We start from the raw sequence: 19722 nt of genomic DNA on the forward strand, positions 1-19722 counted from the left end.
TCGATGAACCGCCCCCCGTCCTGCCGCCCTCTCCGCCATTTCCAGATGCCCCGGCTCCTGCCCGCGCTCGCGGCCGGCCTCGCGCTCACGCTGTCCGCTTGTGCCGTGACCGAACCGGCAACACGGGCTGAAATCGCCATACCGGCGGACTGGAACGAAGTTGCTGGGGCGGGCGCCGCGCGGGCCGAGCCGCAATGGTGGAGGACCTTCTCCTCGTCGCAGCTGGAGTCGCTCGTCGCCGCCGCCGTGGCCGACAATCCGGATTTCCGCGCCGCCGTCGAACGCGTGCGCCAGGCGGAGATCGCCCTGCACGTCGCGGGCGCCTCGCTCCTGCCCGCAGCCGCCGCCGGCGGGGACACGGGGTGGCGACGCAGCGACCCGGGCGACGGCAGCCGCGCGGTCGACAGCGAGTCGTCCGGCGCCAACCTCTCGATCAGCTACGAGGTGGACCTGTGGGGCCGCATCGCGGCCAACGTGCGCGGAGCGGAAGCGAGCTTCGCCGCGAGCCGGCATGACTACGACGCCACGCGCCTGACACTCGTGGCAAGCGTCGCCAACACCTATTTCGCCTGGCTTGCCGCGCGCGAGCGGCTCGCCATCGCGCAGGACAACCTGGCAATCGCCGAGCGCGTGCTGAGCATCGTCGAAACCCGTTATCGCAACGGCGCGGCGTCCGCCCTTGATGTCAGTCGGCAGCGCACCACGGTGCTGACCCGGCGTGCGGCCGTGCCGCCGCTGGAGACGCTGCAGCGCCAGGCGCTCACCGCGCTGGCACTGCTCGTCGGACAGCCGCCGCAAGGCTTCAGCCTCACGCCGGAATCCTTCACGACGCTGGAAGTGCCGTCGGTCGCCCCGGGGCTCCCGTCCGAGTTGCTGACCCGGCGACCGGACCTTGCGAGCGCCGAGGCGCTGCTCGCTGCCGCCGACGCCGATGTTGCCGCAGCGCGTGCGGCGCTGCTGCCGCGTTTCGAGTTATCCGGCTCGGCCGGTCTCGCGACAACGACCCTGCTGTCACTGGCGAACCCGGCCAGCACCATTGGCCTGACCGCGGGGCTCGCGCACACCCTCTTCGACGGGGGGCGGCTGCGCAACGACGTCGAGGCCGCGCGCTCACGCCGGCGGGAGCTGGTCGAGAATTATCGTGCCGCGGTGCATACGGCACTCAAGGAAGTCGAGGATGCCCTCGGCAATGCCGAGCGCGACCGCCGCCTCGAGGACAGCCAGCTGGAGACTCGCGGCGAGGCCGCGCGCAGCCTGCGTCTCGCCGAACTGCGCTACCGCGAGGGCGCCGACGACCTGCTGACGGTGCTGGATGCACAGCGCACCCTGTTCCTGGCGCAGGATCAGCTCGCGCAGCAGCGCCTCGCACGGCTGACCGGCACGGTCGACCTCTACAAGGCGCTTGGCGGCGGGTGGTCCGCCGCGGCGGGATCCGGGAACGGTTCCACGCCGGGCTGAAGCGTCCTCCCGCAAGGCCGACCTTACCGCCCTTCCCTGTCGCATAGCGGCGCGGCCGTTGGTGCTTGACGACCGACGCTGCCCCTTTTCCTCGCAACCCGCGTCGATAATTGTCATTGCGAGTAATTCTCATTGTCGTTATTATTTGCATCAGCATTCAAGCGATTTGCGTACTTGCGATCACACCCCTGCGTCTGTCAGAAAGAGGAAAGCTTCATGTTCAGTCTCTCGCTCCGTTCCGTTGCCTTGGCCGCTCTCGCCACCCTATCGTTCTCCGCACAGGCCCTCGAATATCCCATCGGCGCGCCGCAGCAGCGCAATGGCATGGAGATCGCCGCGGTGTACCTGCAGCCGATCGACATGGAACCGGAAGGCATGATGAAGAAGGCGTCGGAAACCGACGTCCACATCGAGGCCGACATCCGCGCCCTGGCGAACAACCCGAACGGCTTCGAGGAGGGCAGCTGGATCCCCTACCTGACCGTCAAGTTCGAGATCACCAAAGTCGGCAGCGACTGGAAGCTCGCCGGCGACTTTATGCCCATGGTCGCGAGCGACGGCCCGCACTACGGCGACAACGTCAAACTTGCCGGTCCGGGCAAGTACAAGGTCAAGTACACGATCCTGCCGCCGGGCGCGAGCCACGGCACCCACTTCGGCCGCCATACCGACCGCGCCACCGGCGTGCGTCCGTGGTTCAAGGCCTTCGAGGTCGAAAACGAATTCACCTACGCCGGGATCGGCAAGAAGGGCGGCTACTGATGCAGGCCGCACGCTTTGCCCGCACGGCGATCGCAGTCGCCGTGGCGGGCCTGTCGTGCGCGAGCCAGGCAGCGCCGACGGCGCAGGACAAGCTCCTCGCCGAGATGAAGCGCCTGGCCGAGCGCATCGAAAGACTCGAGAAGCGCAACACCGAGCTTGAAGCGAAGCTCGCCGCCGGCACGGCGGCACCGGCCTCGGCCCTCGCGCAGCGCGTGCAGGCCCTGGAGCGCGCGAATCAGGATCTGGCCGCAAGCCTGGAGAGCGACCGCATCAGCGAACGCGAGCCGGAACTCGCGATCCGTCTCAAGGCCGTCGAAGAGCGCACCAACAACATGGGCGCGCCCACGAAGCTAGCGCAGGCGCTCGACGGGATCGCGATCGAAGGCAGCGTCGCCGCCGTCGCGCAGCAGATCAATGGCCGCGCGCGGGATAACGGCGAGCGCGAATCGCTACTGTCGTGGCGCGGCGACCTCGGCATCACGGTGCCTGCAGGAGACATCGGGCGCGGCACAGGCGAGTTCTTCACCCAGTTGCGCATGGGCCAGGGCGAGGACTTCACCGGCTTGCAGCCGACGTTCACCGGCGCGTTCAACAGCCTGGGATTCCGCACCGGCGCAGCGTCCTCGGAAGAGACCTACGCAATCGTCGCGCAGGCCTGGTACCAGCTCACTACGCCGCTGGGCGAAGCGGCGAATACGCCGCACAGCCTGCAATTCACCGTCGGCAAGATGGACCCCTTCGTGTTCTTCGACCAGAACGCGATCGCCGACAACGAGGCCGAGAAATTCCTCAACAACGTCTTCGTGCATAACCCGATGCTGGACTCGGGCGGCGCGGTCGGCGCCGACAGCTACGGCTTCACGCCCGGCGTGCGCCTCGCGTACCGCAACGAGATGGACAAGCCGGACTGGTGGCAGGTGTCGCTCGCGGCTTTCGGCGCCGGTGAAGGCGCGCGGTTCGGGCGCAGCTTCGACAAGCCCTTCGTGATCGGCCAGCTCGAATACGGGCGCAAGAACATGGGCTTCGACGGCAACTACCGCCTGTACGCGTGGCGCAACGGCCAGTACGAGGGCTTCGACGGCTCGCGCGACACGGCGAGCGGCTGGGGCGCGAGCGTCGACCAGCGCGTGCATGAGGACGTGACGCTGTTCGCCCGCTACGGCCAGGCGACTTCGGGCAAGGCGGCCTTCGACCGCGCGTTCACGGTGGGCGGAGAACTCACCGGCGACGCGTGGGGCCGCGGCGCGGACAGCGTCGGCCTCGCGTGGGGCTGGCTGCGTTCGAGCAGCGACTTCCGCCGCGAAGCGGCGGGCCTGACGGACGACGACGGCAACTTCCTCTTCGGCTACACGCCGAGCGGGGCCGAGCAGGTCGCCGAGCTGTATTACCGCTGGCACCTGAACGACCAGCTGTCCCTGACGCCGGACCTGCAGTACGTGCGTCGCGCCGCAGCGAACCGCGACGCGAAGAACATGACCGCCTTCGGGGTACGCGCCCTGTATGCGTTCTGAGCGCCAACGCTCCATCCGCCCTGCCCGGCACCCCGCCGGGCAGGGCTTTTGCATTTCCTCGGTGAGAAACCGCCAGCCATGAAGATTCCAGCCAGCCTGACCGCCTCCGTACGCGGCATCACCCTCGCCACCGCCCTCCTCGCCGCCCCCGCCGTGGCGCAGGCCGACATGCCGACCTTCGAGGTCGTCGCTGAAAACGGCCGCTTCACGCCCGAGACGATCGAGGTCCCGGCCAACACCCGCTTCCGCCTGCAGCTGACGAACCGCAACGTCGGCCCCGAAGAGTTCGAGACGACCACGCCGTTCAAGGAACTCGTTGTCGGTCCCGGGGTGACGCGCACGACGATCTTCCCGCCGCTGAAGCCGGGCACCTACCCCTTCTTCGGCGAGTTCCACCCCGACACGGCGAAAGGCCGTTTCGTCGCCAAGTAAGGTCTTCCGGAGGCAGGCATCATGGGCAACGCACTGTTCATCGTGTGGCGCGAGAGCGTCGAGGCGATCCTGATCATCAGCATCCTGCTCGCATGGATCCGCGAGCGCGGTGATACCCGCATCGGCGTGCATCACCTGTGGGCAGGCGTCGGCGGCGGGCTGGCGCTGGCGGGCTTCCTCGCATTGGCGATGCTGGGCGTGCACGGCTGGCTCGCGGCCGACGCGCTGGATCTGTTCCAGACCGCGATCGTGTTCGCCGCGGCGGGCCTGATCACGCACATGGTGCTGTGGATGCGCTCGCACGGTCGCACCATGAAGCGTGATCTCGAAGCCGGCCTCGCCCGCGCAGCCACGACGGCAGGCGGGACCTCGGTCGCCCTGCTCGCGGCGATCGCCGTGGGCCGCGAGGGGGCCGAGACGGTGCTGTTCCTCTACGGCCTCGCGATGGAGCAATCGGGCGAGACGCTCGCACGCCTGTTCGCCGGCGCGGGTATCGGCTTCGTGCTCGCGCTCGCGACCGCGTGGGTGATCCTGTCGGGTGCGCGCTGGCTGCCCGGCCGCGTGTTCTTCCGTGTGAGCGAGATCGTGCTGCTGCTGCTCGCCGCCGCGCTGCTGGTGTCCGGCGTCGAGCGCCTGATCGACCTGGAATGGCTGCCGCCGCTCATCGAACCGGTGTGGGACAGCTCCATGCTGCTCGAGGACGGCAGCACTGCGGGCGGCATCGCCGCGGCCTTCGCCGGCTATCGCGCGCAGCCCTCGCTGATGGTGCTGATCGCATGGCTGGGCTACTGGGCGCTGGTCGCGCTGCTCGGACGCGTGCAGCGGAGGTCCGCGGCATGAACACCTGCGCGGCCCCTGCCCCCGCCTCCCCGCGCCTCGCGCGCATCGGCGAACTCATGCGCCGCCATCGGGGCTGGATCCTCGGCGCGCAGTGGGTGATCCTCGCGGCCTACCTGTTCCTCGTCATCACGCCCGCCTTCCTGCCCTTGCCCGAATCCGGGGCGAGCCTGTGGAACAACCTGACGCTGTTCGCGCAGTTCGCGTTCTGGGGCATCTGGTGGCCTTTCGTGCTGGTATCGATGATGCTGATGGGGCGCGTGTGGTGCGGCGTGATGTGCCCCGAGGGCTTCGTCTCCGAGCAGGTGTCGCGCTTCGGCCTCGGCCGCCCGGTGCCGCGCTGGATCAAGTGGGGCGGCTGGCCCTTCGTCGCCTTCCTCGGCACGACGGTGTACGGCCAGCTCGTGAGTGTGTACGAATACCCGAAGGCGGCGCTGCTGGTGCTGGGCGGCTCCACCGTAGCGGCGATCGCCGTCGGCCTCGTCTATGGCCGCGGCAAGCGCGTGTGGTGCCGCCACCTGTGCCCGGTGAATGGCGTGTTCGGGCTGCTGTCGCGCCTCGCGCCGGTGCATTTCCGCACCGACCGCGAGGCCTGGGAGGCGTACGGCACGAAGAAAGTCATCCCGATCAACTGCGCGCCGCTGGTGGACATCCGCCGCATGGAAAGCGCAGCCGACTGCCACATGTGCGGACGCTGCGCGGGCCATCGCGACGCGGTGAGCCTCGCCGCGCGCGTGCCCGGCAGCGAGGTCGCCCGAATCGAGGCGCAGGACGCCGACCGCTGGGAAGTGCGCCTGCTGGTGTTCGGCATCATCGGCACCGCGATCGGCGCCTTCCAGTGGTCGGCCTCGCCGTGGTTCGTACGCGCGAAACTCGCCGCCGCGGAGTGGCTGGTCGAGCGCGACGCCTTCGCGCTGCTCGGCGATGACATCCCGTGGTGGCTGCTGACCCACTACCCCGAGGCGAACGACGTGTTCACGTGGCTCGACGGCCTGCTGATCCTCGCCTACATCGGCGTGACGGCGCTGGTGCTCGGCGGCTGGATCACGCTGTGGCTGCGCGTCGTCGCCGGCCTGCTGGGCGACGCGGGCGCGCGCCTGCGGCTCGCCTATGCGCTGATCCCGCTCGGCGGCGCGGGCGTGTTTCTCGGGCTTTCGGGGCTCACCGTGACCCTCCTGTCGGCCGAAGGGGTGATCCTCGCGAAGCTGCCCGAAGCGCGCGGCACGCTGCTCGCGGCGGCGACGCTGGCGAGCCTCGCCCTCGGGGCGATCCAGATCCGCCGCACCACGGCCCCGACGCTGCGCCGCGTCGCCGCAGCGTTCGCGTTCGCCGCCGCCGCCGCGGCGGCAGTCGTGCCCTGGGTGCTGATGTATTACATCTGGTAGGACAGATCGGGTCGAATTTGCCAGTCAGATAATCTAACCTGTTGGTCATCGGCATCCCGGCCAAAGACCGGGGCCGCCCCAACAGGAGATTGCAGATGACCCGATTCATCCTCAACGGGCAGAAGGTCAACACCGCCATGCCCGAGGACACCCCGCTGCTGTGGGTGCTGCGCGACGGGCTGGAACTCACCGGCACCAAGTTCGGCTGCGGCATGGGACTGTGCGGCGCATGCACGGTGCATGTCGACGGCGTCGCGGTGAAGTCCTGTTCGACGCCGGTTTCCGCGGTTGCGGACAAGCACGTGACGACGATCGAACAGGTCGGCAGGAATCGTGTCGGCGCCGCGGTGCAGGCGGCGTGGCAGAAGCTCGACGTCGTGCAGTGCGGCTACTGCCAGTCCGGCCAGATCATGGCGGCGACCGCCTTGCTGACGAAAACGCCGCGCCCGAGCGACGCGGACATCGACGCGGCGATGGCCGGCAACCTGTGCCGCTGCGCGACCTACGTGCGCATCCGCGCCGCGATCCACGAAGCCGCGAAGAGCCTCGCGGGGAGGGGCGCGGCATGAAGACCCGCATCGAGAACGTGTCGCGTCGCGACTTCCTCAAGGCCGGCGCCGGCCTCACGCTCGGGCTGGTGCTGCCGGGCACGGGTTCCGCCCTCGCCGCCGCGGCGAAGGAATCGCACCGCAGCGAGGCCACCTTCGCACCGAATGCCTTCGTGCGCATCGGCACCGACAATCGCGTGACGGTGGTCGCCAAGCATCTCGAGATGGGCCAGGGCACCTACACCGGCCTTGCGACCCTGGTTGCCGAAGAGCTCGACGCCGACTGGGCGCAAGTTCAAGTCGAAGGCGCGCCGGCCGACGCGAAACGTTACAACAACCTGTTGTGGGGGCCGTCGCAGGGCACGGGCGGCAGCACCGCGATCGCCAATTCCTTCGAGCAGATGCGTCATGCGGGTGCGAGCGCGCGGGCGATGCTGGTGCAGGCGGCGGCTGCGCGCTGGAAGGTCCCGGCCGGCGAGATCCGCGTCAAGGCGGGCGTCGTCAGCCACGCAAAGAGCGGCCGCAAGGCGGCCTTCGGCGAACTGGCCGAGGCTGCGGCGAAGCAGCCGGTGCCGCAGGACGTGCGCCTGAAGGATCCGAAGGACTTCACGCTGATCGGGCGCCATGTGCCGCGCAAGGACAGTGTCGAGAAGACCACCGGCCGCGCGCGGTTCACGCAGGACGTGAAGCTGCCGGGGATGCTCGTCGCGGTCGTCGCGCACCCGCCACGCTTCGGCACCACCGTGCGCGCGGTCGATGAACGGGCGGCGCGGGCGGTGCCGGGAGTGGTGCGCGTCGTGCGCATCCCGCAGGGGGTCGCGGTATTGGCGCGTGACTACTGGACCGCGAAGAAGGGGCGCGACGCGCTGCAGATCGACTGGGACGACAGCGCCGCCTACCGCGGCAGCTCCGAGCAGATCTTCGCCGACTACCGCCAGCTCGCCGCGACGCCGGGACTCGTTGCGCGCAGTGACGGCGACACGGACAAGGCCCTGGCCGGGGGCGCGAAGGCGCTGGAGGCGGAATACGCCTTCCCCTACCTCGCGCATGCACCGATGGAGCCGCTCAACTGCGTGATGCGCCTCGATGCGCAGGGTTGCGAGGTGTGGAACGGCGAACAGTTCCAGACCGGCGACCAGTTCACGCTGGCCGCCTTCTTCGGCCTGCAACCCGAGCAGGTGAAGCTCAACATGCTGTTCGCCGGCGGCAGTTTCGGCCGGCGCGCGAACCCGGCTGCCGACTACGTGCTGGAGACGGCGCACATCGTCAAGGCGATCCGCGGCGAGGCGCCGGTGAAGCTGGTGTGGTCGCGCGAGGACGACATGCGCGCGGGCTACTACCGCCCGCTGTACCTGCACCGTCTGCGCGCCGCGCTCGACGCGCAGGGCAAGCCGCTCGCGTGGTCGCAGCGCGTCGTCGGCCAGTCCATCATCGCCGGCACGCCGTTCGAAAGCGCGATGGTCAAGGACGGCATCGACGCGACCTCGGTCGAAGGCGCCGCCAACCTGCCCTACGCGATTCCCAACCTGCAGGTCGAGCTGCACACCACCAGCACGGACGTGAAGGTGCCAGTGCTGTGGTGGCGCTCGGTGGGCTCGACGCACACCGCGTTCGCGGCCGAAGTCTTCCTCGACGAACTCGCCACGGCCGCAGGCGCCGACCCGGTCGCCTACCGGCTCGATCTCCTCGGCGCACATCCGCGTCACGCGGGAGTGCTGAAACTCGCCGCCGACAAGGCCGGCTGGAGCAAGCCGCTGGCACCGGCGAAGACCGGCAAGCGCGGCCGCGGCGTCGCGGTGCACGAGTCCTTCAACAGCTATGTCGCGCAGGTGGTCGAGGTCACGGTCGCGGACGACGGCAGCTTCAAGGTCGATCGCGTCGTGTGTGCGGTCGATTGCGGCATCGCCGTGAATCCCGACGTGATCCGCGCACAGATGGAAGGCGGCATCGGCTTCGGGCTCTCGGCCGCGTTGAGCGGGGCGATCACCCTCAAGGACGGCGTCGTCGAACAGTCGAACTTCCACGACTATCCGGTGCTGCGCATCGACCAGATGCCGGCGGTCGAGGTGCACATCGTGCCCTCCGCCGCGAAGCCGACCGGCGTGGGCGAGCCGGGCGTGCCGCCGATTGCGCCGGCGCTCGTCAATGCGCTGTACGCCGCGACCGGCAAGCGCATCCGCACGCTGCCGATCGGGGAGCAGTTGAAGGCTTGATGGAAAAAGGACGGACGCCTGGCGAGGCGCCCGTCCCCTTCACCTCACGCGATCAGAACGCGTGCGTCAGCGTCAGCCTTGCGTTGAGCGGCGCGCCCGGGCTGATGTTGTTGTCGCTGTGCGCGGTCGGGTAGTACTCCTTGTCGCCGAGGTTCTCGACGTTGAGCGCGACGCGCGTCTTCCCGCCGGGGAAGCTGTAGTACAGCGCGCCATCCACGCGCGTGAAGGCCGGCAGCTTCACGGTGTTGCTGAACGACGTGTAGCTCGACGCCTGATGCACGACGCCCAGGCCCACGCCCCAGCCGTGGCCGAGGTCGAAGCGGTTCCACAGCGAGGCCATCTGCTCGGGCACGAGGCCGACCTTGCGGCCCTTGGGCGCGCTGGACGTCGTCTTCGTGATCTCCGAGTCGAGATTCGCGTAGCCCGCGAACACCTGCCACCACGGCGTGAGCCTGCCCTGCAGGCCGACCTCGACGCCTTCCGTGCGCTGCTCGCCGGTCTGCACGAGACGGCCGCTCACCGGATTGGTCGGATCGCTGGTCTTCATGTCCTCGCGCATGAGGCGGAACGCGGCAACCGACAACGTAAGGTCGGGATTCAGATCCCAGCGCGCGCCGATCTCGTGGTTGATCGCCTTCTCCGGCTTCATGTCCTCGGTGTTGGCGGCCAGGCTCAGCTGCTCGCCCGAAGGCAGGAAGGCGTAGCTGTAGCTCGCGTAGTAGGTCTGGGACGGCGTCGGCGTCCAGATCAGGCCGAAGCGCGGGCTGACCTCGGTGTCGGTGCGCGACAGGTCCTTCCGGGCCGTGGTGGTGCGCTTGTCGTCGAGATCGACCTCGAACTGGTCCCAGCGCAGGCCGGCGAGCACCTTCCACTGCTCGGTGAGCGCGATCTGGTCCTGCAGGTAGGCGGCGACGGTGTCGGACTTGACCGTGTTGTTCGCATCGGTGCCGTTGAAACGGAAGCTCGTCGCGGTCGCAACGGGATTCGCGGCCGACACGGTCGCGCTCGTCGCGCTGCCGAAGAAGCCGGAGTTGCGCTCGTTCTCGCTTTCCTGATGGCCCAGTTCGATGCCTGCGAGGAGCGTGTGCTTCAGGCTGCCGGTCGAGAACTTCGTCGTCAGGTCGGTCTGATTGAAGACGTTGGTGCGCAGGTTGGAGCTGTTGTAGGCCGAGATGCGCACGTTACCCGCGCCATTCACCGCGCCGCCGGCGAAGACGTTCTGGTAGAACTTGTCGTACTGCGTGACGCTCAGGCTGTTCTTCAGCTGCACGCCGCCGAAGTCGTGCTCCAGCACCGCGGACAGCGCATCGACCATCGCGCGCGATTTGCTCTGCTCGGCATTGCCGAAGAAGGTGCTGCGCTTCGTGTCGAAGGGACGGTCGCCCTGCGAAGGAATGCCGCGGTCCGCGGTGCGCTCGTCGTACAGGCGCTCGTAGGCCAGCGTCAGCGCGGTATTCCCGCCCGGGGTGAAGGTGATGCTCGGGTTGAATGCATAGCGCTTCGCGTCCACGCCGTCGCGGAAGCTGTCGGCGCGCTCGGCCATCGCGTTGATCCGCCACGCCGCCTTGTCGCCGAGTTTGTCGCCCGCGTCGACGGTGCCGCGCAACTGGTCGAAGCTGCCCAGCGTGATGCTGGCCTCGCCGACATGGCCGAACACCGGGCGCTTGGTCACGCGGTTGACGATGCCGCCCGCGCCGCCGCGGCCGAAAGTCATGCCGCCGGGGCCCTTCAGCACCTCGACGCGCTCGACGTTATAGAGGTCGCGGAAGATCTGCGCGTCGTCGCGGATGCCGTTCACGAAGAAGTCGGCGGTCGTGTTGTTGCCGCGGATCACCATCTGGTCGCGGTTGCCCTCGCCCTGCGCCGCCGTCGTGCCCGGCACGTAGCGCAGCACGTCGGAGATGCTGCGCATCGCCTGGTCCTCGATCACGTTTTCCGGGACGACGGTGATCGACGCCGGCACCTCCTTCAAGGGCGTGTCGGTCTTCGTGAAGGTGGCCGAGCGCGTGGCACGATAGCCCTGCACCGGGCCGTCGGCGCGTTCGACCTGGTCCTGCACGAGCACCGGTGACAGCACCGCATCGGCGGCAAAGGCGTTGCCGCAGACGGCAAGCATGGCAAACACGACCGGCTTGAGCCGGGGACGAAACGACATCTTTCTACTCCTGTATGGACCCGGGCTGGCTGGGTAGAGAGATGCCTGGCTCGCCGTGAATGAATTTTCGGTACGGAACGGACTCGGTGCGCGCGGCACGGGCCGAACGGCTCAGGCCGATCCGGGATCACCGGTTTGCGAGCATCGCATTTGAGAACGGCTCGCATCCTAAATGATAAGCATTCGCAACACAATGTATCGCAGTACATTGCCTAACGCGTTGTGGCGTAAACGCAACGATTCTTATTTGCGATTGATTCGTATTTACATACTGAAATACACTTCGGCCAACATACCCAGCCAGCCACTCCGCCGCCTCGGTCCGGACCGCCAGCCAGAAACCTGTTTCCAATGGAGTTCCCATGCGTCCGACCACCCTTGCCGTGGCCATCGCGGCTGCGCTGCCCGCGCTCGCCACCGCCCAGGCCACCCTGCCCACCGTCACCGTCACCGCCGAGCAAGGCGTTGCCGCCCCGTCCTACAACCCGCTCGTGTCGTCCTCCGCGACCAAGGGCACTGCGCCGCTGCGCGACATCCCGCAGACGGTCAACGTCGTCGGCCCCGAGCTGATCGCCGACCAGGGCGTGCGCTCGCTCGCCGACGCATTGAAGAACGTCCCGGGCGTGACCCTCAACATGGGCGACGGCCAGCGCGACCAGTTCGCGATCCGCGGCTTCACCGCCATCGGCGACACCTTCCTCGACGGCGTGCGGGACGACGCGCTGTACTACCGCGACCTCTCCAACACCGACCGAATCGAAGTCCTGAAAGGCCCCGCCGCCGTGCTGTACGGCCGCGGCTCCTCGGGCGGCATCATCAACCGCGTGAGCAAGCTGCCGACCACGCAGGCGATCCGCGAAGTCACCGTGCAGCTCGACACCGAAGGCCAGAAGCGCATCAGCTTCGACACGGCGGGCGCGCTCAGCGAGGCCGGTCATTCGTTCCGCCTGACCGGCGCGTTCGAGGACTCGACCGGCTTCCGCGACGAATCCTTCCTCAAGCGCGAGGCCATCGCCCCGTCCGTCGACCTCAAGCTCGGCGAGAACACCCGCCTGCTGCTGCAGCTCGCGCACAACCGCGACCGCCGCCCGACCGACTTCGGCATCCCCGACAACAACGGCCGCCCGCTCGACGTCGACCACGACACCTATTACGGCTCGGGCGACGCCGAACGCGACGACATGACCGCCGCGACGATGAACACCGCGACGGCGACGCTCTCGCACCGCTTCAACGACACCTGGTCGCTGCGCAACGTGCTGCGCTACTACGACTTCAAGCTCGACCGCGACAACACCCTGTACCGCTCCGGCAGCGCCTACACGCTGGTCGGCGGCCAGCTCATGATGCAGCGCACCCACGGCCACGTCGTGCGCGACGAGGACGGCTGGTTCAACCAGCTCGAACTCACGCAGCGCGTGAAGCTCGGCGGCATGCAGCACACATTGCTCTACGGCCTCGAGGTCGGCACACAGGACAAGGAGCTCGACATCGACAACTGGATCGGCATCGACCGCGTGCCGCTCTACAACCCCGGCGGCGCGATCCCGCCCTACACGACGCGCGCGCCCAACTCGCGCACCATCGACAACGTCACGACGCAGGACAGCACCGCCTTCTACGTGCAGGACCAGATCGCGCTGGGTGAGCAGTGGAAGGCGCTCGTCGGCGTGCGCCACGACGAGTACAAGCAGAAGACCACCGAGCCGCGCAAACCCGACTTCGAGCGCACGGATCGCGAATGGAGCCCGCGCGCGGGCCTCGTGTGGCAACCCGATGCGCGCCAGGCTTACTACGTGTCCGTGTCGCGCTCCTTTCAGCCGTCGGGCGAGCAGTTCCAGCTGAACGCCTCCAACGTCGATGCCGATCCCGAGATCACGACCAACCACGAGATCGGTGCGAAGTGGGACTTCCTCGGCGGCGCACTGTCGGCCGGCGCCTCGATCTTCCGCCTCGTGCGCGAGGACATGAAGATCACCGATCCGGCCACGCGCCAGACGATCAACGCCGGCGAGCAGCGCACCGAGGGCTTCGAGCTGTCGCTTTCCGGCCGCCCCGCCGCAGGCTGGCAGGTGCATGCGGGCTATGCCTACCTCGACACCGAGATCGTGAAGTCGACCGCCACCGGCGGCGCCAACTTCGGCACCCGCCGCGTCACCGTCTCCTTCGAGGGCAAGGACGCCGCGATCACGCCGCGCCACAGCGGCTCGATCTGGGTCGTGCGCGAACTCGGCAGCGGCTGGAGCCTGGGTGGCGGCGTGCATGCGCAGGCCTCGCAGTACGCCTCGCCCGACAACCTCGTGCGCCTGCCGGGCTTCGCGGTCTTCGACGCCGCGCTCCTCTATCGCAGCAAGGCCTACGACCTCGCGTTCAACCTCAAGAACGCCTTCGACCGCGAGTACTGGGCGACCGCCCACGGCAGCGTCAACGGCCTGAACCAGCCCGGCGCGCCGCGCACGCTGCAGGCGACCGCGACCTTCCGCTTCTGATCCACCCGCCTACCCCGGTCGTCCCGCGACGACCGGGGACCCGGCAAGGCGGCACATAGCACTTCCTGACCGGCTCGGACCGAGCCTGCCCCGAGACAGTCGCAAAGCTTGCCCGCCCCTTCGCCCGTCACCGCCCCGTAATCCCGCCCACCTTCACCCGGACCAAGCCAGCCATGCGCATCAAGACCCTCGCCCGCCTGATCCCCGCCGCCCTCCTCGCCGCCTACGGCGGCGCCCACGCCCAGGAAAAACAGCTCGAAGCCGTCGAAGTCTTCGCCACCGAATCGAGCTGGCGCGCCGGCAGCGTCGGTGTCGGCACCTTCCGCGACACGCCCGCGAAGGACGTGCCGATGACGATCAATGTCGTCGATCGCGACCTCCTCGACGCGCAGCAGGCCAACAGCCTGTACGAAGCGATGAAGAACACCGCCGGCGTTGCCCGCGCCCAGCTCGGCGCCACCGCCTATGACAACCTGTCGATCCGCGGCCTGCTGGTCGAGAACCGCTCCAACTACCGCCTCAACGGCGGCCTGCCGATCGTGAACCTGATCGACCTGCCGCTCGAGAACAAGGAACGCGTCGAGGTCCTGAAGGGCGTCGGCGGCCTGTACTACGGCTTCGTGCCGCCGTCCGGGATCATCAACCTCGTCACCAAGCGCGCCGGCAGCACGCCCGTCACCGCGGTGCACTTCTCCACCGACGACAACGGCAGCGCCGTCGCCGGCCTCGACGTGGGTCGCCGTTTCGGAGCCAACGGCGAATTCGGCGCACGCATCAACATCGTCGGCGGCCAGCTCGAAAGCCCCGTACGCGACGCCGGAGGCGACCGCCATCTCTACGCTGGCGCCTTCGACTGGCAGGTCACCGACCGCTGGCTGCTGAAGCTCGACGTCGAGGACATCGCCAAGGATGTCGTCGAGCAGTCGAGCATCCTCGCGCTGCGCGCCGTGAACGGCGAGATCCCGCTGCCCAGGATCCCCAATCCGCGCAAGCTCATCGCCCCCGACTGGGCGAACTACGATGCGAAGGAACAGAACGTGCAGCTGCGCAGCGATTTCGCGCTCAACGACAACTGGATCTGGACCGTCGAGATGGGCCGCTCCTGGCTCGAGCGCGACCGCAACTTCTCGCAGATGCAGAACTACAACATCGCCACCGGCGAAGGCGCGCTGCAGATCTCGCGCACCAAGGGGCAGGAATACATCAACCGCAGCCAGCGCACGGAATTCGCCGGCCGCGTCGAAACCGGCACCGTCACGCACGACCTCACCTTCGGCTATGCCCGCAACGTGCTCAGCCAGACCGCGGGCGCCACGCGCCAGATCAGCGTCGCGCAGAACCTTTACGATCCGCGCGACATCCCGGAGACGGCGGTCGTCTATCCCGACCGAGCCCTCCACTCGCGCACCTACGACCAGGGCTGGTACGCGTTCGACCGCATGGCGCTCGGCGACTGGCTGCTGATGGCGGGTGCGCGCGGCAGCGAATTCGAGTTCGAGCACGCGAACAATTCCGCGCTCGATTACACCAAGCGCCGCGTCACGCCGACCATCGCTGCGGTGTACAAGCTCACGCCCGCGACCAACCTGTACGCCGGCTACCTCGAAGGCCTCGAGGATGGCGGAATCGCGCCCGCGCGCACCATCAACGAGGGCGACTCGCTGAAGCCCATCGTCAGCCGCCAGTGGGAAGGCGGGATCAAGAGCGAATGGCAGGGCCTGCAGACCAACGCGGCGCTGTTCCAGATCGAGCGTCCGATGAACGGCGTCAACTCGCAGGGCACAACCAGCACGGCGGACGACATGTACGAGCGCCTCGGCGAAGGCCGCTACCGCGGCATCGAGCTTTCCGCCGGCGGACGCATTGCCCCGCGCTGGAGCCTGTTCGCCTCCGCGCAGTGGCTCGACGCCGAATTCACCGACGCCGAGAACGACCCGCGCCTGGTCGGCAATCGCCCGGCCAACACGCCGCGCGTCACCGCCAGCCTCTTCGTCGAGCACAGCCTCGCCGCGCTGCCGGGCCTCGCGCTCTCCGCGGGCGCCTACTACACCGGCGAACGCGAGGTGAATCCGCTCAACCAGGCCCAGGTCGACGCCTTCACCCGCTACGACCTCGGTGCGCGCTACCGCACGAAGCTTTCCGGCCGCCAACTCGACCTCGTCGCGAATCTGGAGAACGTCACCGACGAGCGCTACTGGGCCGCGGCCGGCGACAGCCGCGTTAACTCCAACAGCCCGCTGCTCGCGGTCGGAATGCCGCGTACACTGCGCCTCTCCGCGAAACTGAGCTTCTGAGCCCGCCGTGATCCACCTCCACCCCCGCCCGCCCGGCCATCGCGGCAATTCGCAGAAGTGGCTGCGCCGCATCCACGCCTGGTTCGGCCTCGCGCTCGCCGCGATGCTGCTGCTGTTCGCGACCACCGGCTTCCTGCTCAACCACCGCGCGGTCATGAAGATCCCCGCGCTCGACCGCAAGGAAGTCACGCAGCTGCTGCCCATCGAGGCGACGCCCGCCGATCCGGCGGCGCTCGCCGCGGCGCTCGCACCCGCGCTCGGGCTGGACGCCACCGAGCTGAAATCGCGCGTCGAGCCGGCCAAGGCGGTGGGCTGGGGCGGCGGCGACATCCACCAACCCGAACGCTGGACCCTGCGCGCCGATACACCGTCCGAGACGGTGCAGGTCGACTACTGGGTAGGCAGTCGCCAGGCGGAAGCGAAGCGCACCCAACCCAACCTGTGGCTCTACCTCGCGCGCCTGCACATGGCGATCGGCACGGGGCCCGCGTGGGTCCTGCTGTCGGACGCCGCCGCGCTGGGCCTCGCCTTCCTCGGCCTGTCCGGATTCTGGCTGTGGGGCCGGCTGCACGGCTCCCCGCGCCGGCTCGCGCTGCTCGCGAGCGGCGGCCTCGCGACCGCCACCGCCCTGGCGTGGATGGCCGGGTGACGGCACGGCAGACGCATGAACCTGTTTAGGGGGGCGGAGCGCGGCACACCCCGCCGAATCGCGCGCCTGAATTTGCTCAACCGCCCCACGGCGGGATGCGCCTTTGGCTCCTCCCGCCCTACGAAACTAGCCACCAAACCGCTCCGCGCCCCGGACGGGCCGGAGCTCACCGGCTCCTCTCTCCGCCGCCGCAATACAAGCACATGCTAATATGACGAACTCCATCCTCAGCAGAGTGTCTGACCGACATTCCTGAGAACCTGACGCATCCCGGAGTTCCTCATGTCACGCGACCTTTCCCTTGTCCGCCGCACGCTCCTTGCCGCCGTGGCGGCCATCCTCCTGCCCCTTTCGGCCGTCCATGCCCAGCAGGGCGGCGTGCCTGAAATCAGCCCTGCCGAGGCGCAGGCGAAGGCCAAGGCCGGCAAAATCACCCTGATCGACGTGCGCACGCCCGAAGAATGGCGCGAAACGGGCGTTGCCCCCGGCGCCACCCCGATCAACCTGTACAACCCGGCCGGACCTGAAGCCTTCGTGAAGGAAGTGGTCGCCCGCGTCGGCGCGAAGCGCGACACCCCGATCGCCTTCATCTGTCGCAGCGGCAACCGCAGCGGCCAGGCGCAACGCCTGCTCGCCGCACAGGGCTTCACCAACGTGGTCAGCGTCCGCGAAGGCATGAGCGGCAGCGCGTCCGGCCCGGGCTGGATCAAGAGCGGCCTGCCGATCGAAACCTGCAAGGTCTGCTGAACCCGGCTCTCCGGCGGTGCGGTTGCGCATACGGCAAGCACCGTTCGGGTTGAGCCCTTCGACTTCGCTCAGGACCGGCCCGTCGAAGCGCCGCCATCAAACCGGCAATCAAATACCACCGTTCGCCCCGAGCTTGTCGAAGGGCTCGGGGCGAACGGAGGCGCGGCTTGCCCTACCACCTTCGCCGCGCCTCGCCATCGACGTTGCACCGCAACAAATTCCCCGCCGGAGCGGCGTGAAACCTGACAGAATGGCGCCTCCGCCGCTCCCGCGCCCCGCCCGCCCCACGCCGTGATCGTCCGTCCCCGCCCGCACTGGGTCCATCTGCTCTTCGTACGCCGCGGCTCGCTCGTCCCGCGCATCCTGTCCCAGCAGTTGTTCATCTTCGCGCTGTCCTGCGCCGTCGTGCTGCTGCACGGCCAGCTCTTCCACTGGAAGGTCACGCTCACCGCGACGCCGTTCTCGCTGATGGGCGTCGCCTTCGCGATCTTCCTCGGCTTCCGCATCAACGCGAGCTACGACCGCTATTGGGAAGCGCGCAAGCTGTGGGGCGCCGTGCTCGTCGAGGCGCGCAACCTCGCGCGCCAGGCCCTCAACCTCGCAACGCCGCGCGACGCGCAGCGCGTCTTCGTGCTCGGGCTGGTCGGCTTCGCCACCACGATGCGCAACCAGCTGCGCGGGCGTCCGCGCGACACCGACCTCGCCGGACTGCTGCCCGTGGATCTCGTGGAGCGCGTGCGCACCGCGCGCTTCGGCCCTGCGCTGATCCTGCTGTGGCTGGGCGAATGGCTGCGCGAGCGGCGCACCGCCGGCGAGCTCGACGCCATCGCCGCGCAGCAGATGGAGCAATCGCTCAACGATCTCTCCGGCGCGCTGGGCGGCTGCGAGCGCATCGCCAACACGCCGCTGCCCTTCACCTATTCGGTGATCCTGCATCGCAGCGCCTACTTCTACTGCATGCTGCTGCCCTTCGGCCTGGTGGATTCGATCGGCATCATGACCCCGCTGATCGTGTGCTTCGTGTCCTACACCTTCTTCGCGCTCGAAGCGCTCAGCGACGAGATCGACGACCCCTTCGGTACCATGCCCAACGATCTGGCGCTCGACGCGCTGGTCGCCGGCATCGATGCGAGCCTGCGCGAGATGCTCGGCGAGACACCCCCGCCCGCGCCGCAACCGGACGCGAACTGCCTGCTGACCTGAAGCAAATTACCAGCCCAGGCCCTTGCGCAGCACGAGCAGCACGCACATGCCGCCAATGAAGGGCAGCCACGGATTGCGCGAGCGCACCGCGGCGAGCGCGACGACGATGCCGGCTGCGAGCTTGGGGTTCGCCGGATCGAACGCACCCGCATCGAGCAGCAGATCCGGCATGATCAACGCCGACAGCGCCGCGGCCGGTGCATAGCGCAGCGCTCGCTGCAGCGCAGGCGGCAGGCGCGCGCCTTCGCCGCTGATCACGAAACTGCCGCGCGTGAGGATGGTCGTCGAGCCGATCGCCAGCAGCGTCAGCCACAGCCAGACGCCCTCTACCATGTCCGTCTCCGCCGCTCCGCCCAGTGTTCTGCAGCAAAGCCGGCCGCGATGCCCAGGGCGATCCCGGCGATGACGCCGAGCCTGAGCGGCAGGCCGCGCAGCAGCACAGCCCCGAGGCCACCGACGAGCGCGGCGACCAGCATCGCGCGCTGTTGCACCATCGGCACGAGCATCACCATCAGCGCGATCGTCGTCATGAACTCCAGCGACCAATCCTTGGGGAATATCTCCGCCCCGAGCACCCCGGCAAGCCCGCCGAGCTGCCACATGCTCCAGCACAGCATCGCCGGCGCCACATAAAAGCCCCAGCGCCAGTGCGGATCGTCGCTGCGCAGCAGGCGGTCCGCGCACAGCACGAACAGGCCGTCGACGAGCAGATAGCCCGACAACAGGCGCCTGGACCACGACGCGCCATGGAAGGCCGGTGCCAGCGCCGCGCTGAAGATCACGAAGCGCAGGTTGAGCACCAGCGCGGTCACGAAGATCAGCCACAGCGGCGCGCCGGCGGCGATCAGGGGCAGCGTGCCGAGCTGGGCCGTGCCGGCGTAGACGATCAGGTTCATGCCGATCGACTCGGCCGCGGACAGGCCGGTCGAGCGCATCGCCACGCCGGTGACGATCGCCCACGGCAGCAGGCCGACCGACATCGGCAACATCAGCCGGAACCCCTCGCGGGCGCCGCGCTTGAAAGATTCGTTCATTGGGG

At 68.6% G+C, this 19722-nt stretch carries 16 protein-coding genes; 13 read left to right on the forward strand and 3 right to left on the reverse strand.

Annotated features, from left to right (window positions below):
• Positions 1-45: 45 nt before the first annotated feature.
• The 8 genes from U5817_RS21875 to U5817_RS21910 all read left to right on the forward strand — a co-directional run bounded on the left by U5817_RS21875 (position 46) and on the right by U5817_RS21910 (position 9146).
• Complete coding sequence (locus U5817_RS21875) at positions 46-1458, forward strand: efflux transporter outer membrane subunit (protein WP_407278800.1); 1413 nt, start codon at positions 46-48, stop codon at positions 1456-1458.
• 216 nt (positions 1459-1674) lie between these two features.
• On the forward strand, positions 1675-2220 hold the full coding sequence (locus tag U5817_RS21880; RefSeq protein ID WP_169132695.1) for an iron transporter: 546 nt from the start codon (positions 1675-1677) through the stop codon (positions 2218-2220).
• Positions 2220-3731 carry a carbohydrate porin gene (locus U5817_RS21885; RefSeq protein WP_407278801.1) on the forward strand — a complete coding sequence of 504 codons (1512 nt, stop codon included), beginning with the start codon at positions 2220-2222 and terminating at the stop codon, positions 3729-3731. Before U5817_RS21880 ends, U5817_RS21885 begins: the two co-directional genes overlap by 1 nt.
• Before the next feature lie 78 nt (positions 3732-3809).
• Positions 3810-4163 (forward strand): cupredoxin domain-containing protein, encoded by a 354-nt coding sequence (locus tag U5817_RS21890; protein WP_407278802.1) that lies wholly within the window; start codon positions 3810-3812, stop codon positions 4161-4163.
• 21 nt (positions 4164-4184) lie between these two features.
• Positions 4185-5003 carry an FTR1 family protein gene (locus tag U5817_RS21895; protein ID WP_407278803.1) on the forward strand — a complete coding sequence of 273 codons (819 nt, stop codon included), beginning with the start codon at positions 4185-4187 and terminating at the stop codon, positions 5001-5003.
• A complete protein-coding gene (locus U5817_RS21900; protein WP_407278804.1) occupies positions 5000-6385 on the forward strand; it encodes a 4Fe-4S binding protein in 1386 nt (461 codons plus the stop codon). Before U5817_RS21895 ends, U5817_RS21900 begins: the two co-directional genes overlap by 4 nt.
• 95 nt (positions 6386-6480) lie before the next feature.
• Positions 6481-6954 carry a (2Fe-2S)-binding protein gene (locus U5817_RS21905; protein ID WP_407278805.1) on the forward strand — a complete coding sequence of 158 codons (474 nt, stop codon included), beginning with the start codon at positions 6481-6483 and terminating at the stop codon, positions 6952-6954.
• Complete coding sequence (locus tag U5817_RS21910) at positions 6951-9146, forward strand: molybdopterin cofactor-binding domain-containing protein (RefSeq protein WP_407278806.1); 2196 nt, start codon at positions 6951-6953, stop codon at positions 9144-9146. Before U5817_RS21905 ends, U5817_RS21910 begins: the two co-directional genes overlap by 4 nt.
• A 52-nt stretch (positions 9147-9198) precedes the next feature.
• Here the strand turns inward: U5817_RS21910 and U5817_RS21915 are convergent, their stop codons facing one another.
• Positions 9199-11301: a TonB-dependent receptor gene (locus tag U5817_RS21915; protein ID WP_407278807.1), complete on the reverse strand. Its 2103-nt coding sequence runs from the start codon at positions 11299-11301 to the stop codon at positions 9199-9201.
• 362 nt (positions 11302-11663) lie between these two features.
• Between U5817_RS21915 and U5817_RS21920 the strand changes: the two genes are divergently transcribed.
• From U5817_RS21920 to U5817_RS21940, 5 genes are all read left to right on the forward strand, one after another.
• Positions 11664-13790 carry a TonB-dependent receptor gene (locus U5817_RS21920; RefSeq protein WP_407278808.1) on the forward strand — a complete coding sequence of 709 codons (2127 nt, stop codon included), beginning with the start codon at positions 11664-11666 and terminating at the stop codon, positions 13788-13790.
• 173 nt (positions 13791-13963) lie between these two features.
• Positions 13964-16084 (forward strand): TonB-dependent siderophore receptor, encoded by a 2121-nt coding sequence (locus U5817_RS21925; protein WP_407278809.1) that lies wholly within the window; start codon positions 13964-13966, stop codon positions 16082-16084.
• A gap of 7 nt (positions 16085-16091) precedes the next feature.
• Entirely contained in the window at positions 16092-16733 is a 642-nt protein-coding gene (locus U5817_RS21930; protein ID WP_407278810.1) for a PepSY-associated TM helix domain-containing protein, read from the forward strand.
• Positions 16734-17015: 282 nt separating this feature from the next.
• The gene (locus U5817_RS21935) at positions 17016-17480 is read left to right on the forward strand and encodes a rhodanese-like domain-containing protein (protein WP_407278811.1); all 465 of its coding nucleotides are present in this window, start codon (positions 17016-17018) and stop codon (positions 17478-17480) included.
• Between the two features lie 291 nt (positions 17481-17771).
• Complete coding sequence (locus tag U5817_RS21940) at positions 17772-18683, forward strand: bestrophin family protein (protein WP_407278812.1); 912 nt, start codon at positions 17772-17774, stop codon at positions 18681-18683.
• Between the two features lie 6 nt (positions 18684-18689).
• Here the strand turns inward: U5817_RS21940 and U5817_RS21945 are convergent, their stop codons facing one another.
• Complete coding sequence (locus tag U5817_RS21945; RefSeq protein ID WP_407278813.1) at positions 18690-19016, reverse strand: AzlD domain-containing protein; 327 nt, start codon at positions 19014-19016, stop codon at positions 18690-18692.
• Positions 19010-19717 carry an AzlC family ABC transporter permease gene (locus U5817_RS21950; RefSeq protein WP_407278814.1) on the reverse strand — a complete coding sequence of 236 codons (708 nt, stop codon included), beginning with the start codon at positions 19715-19717 and terminating at the stop codon, positions 19010-19012. Before U5817_RS21950 ends, U5817_RS21945 begins: the two co-directional genes overlap by 7 nt.
• Positions 19718-19722: the final 5 nt, after the last annotated feature.

Origin of the sequence: Aromatoleum evansii (genome assembly GCF_045689615.1) — a bacterium.
Taxonomy (GTDB): Bacteria; Pseudomonadota; Gammaproteobacteria; order Burkholderiales; family Rhodocyclaceae; genus Aromatoleum; species Aromatoleum evansii.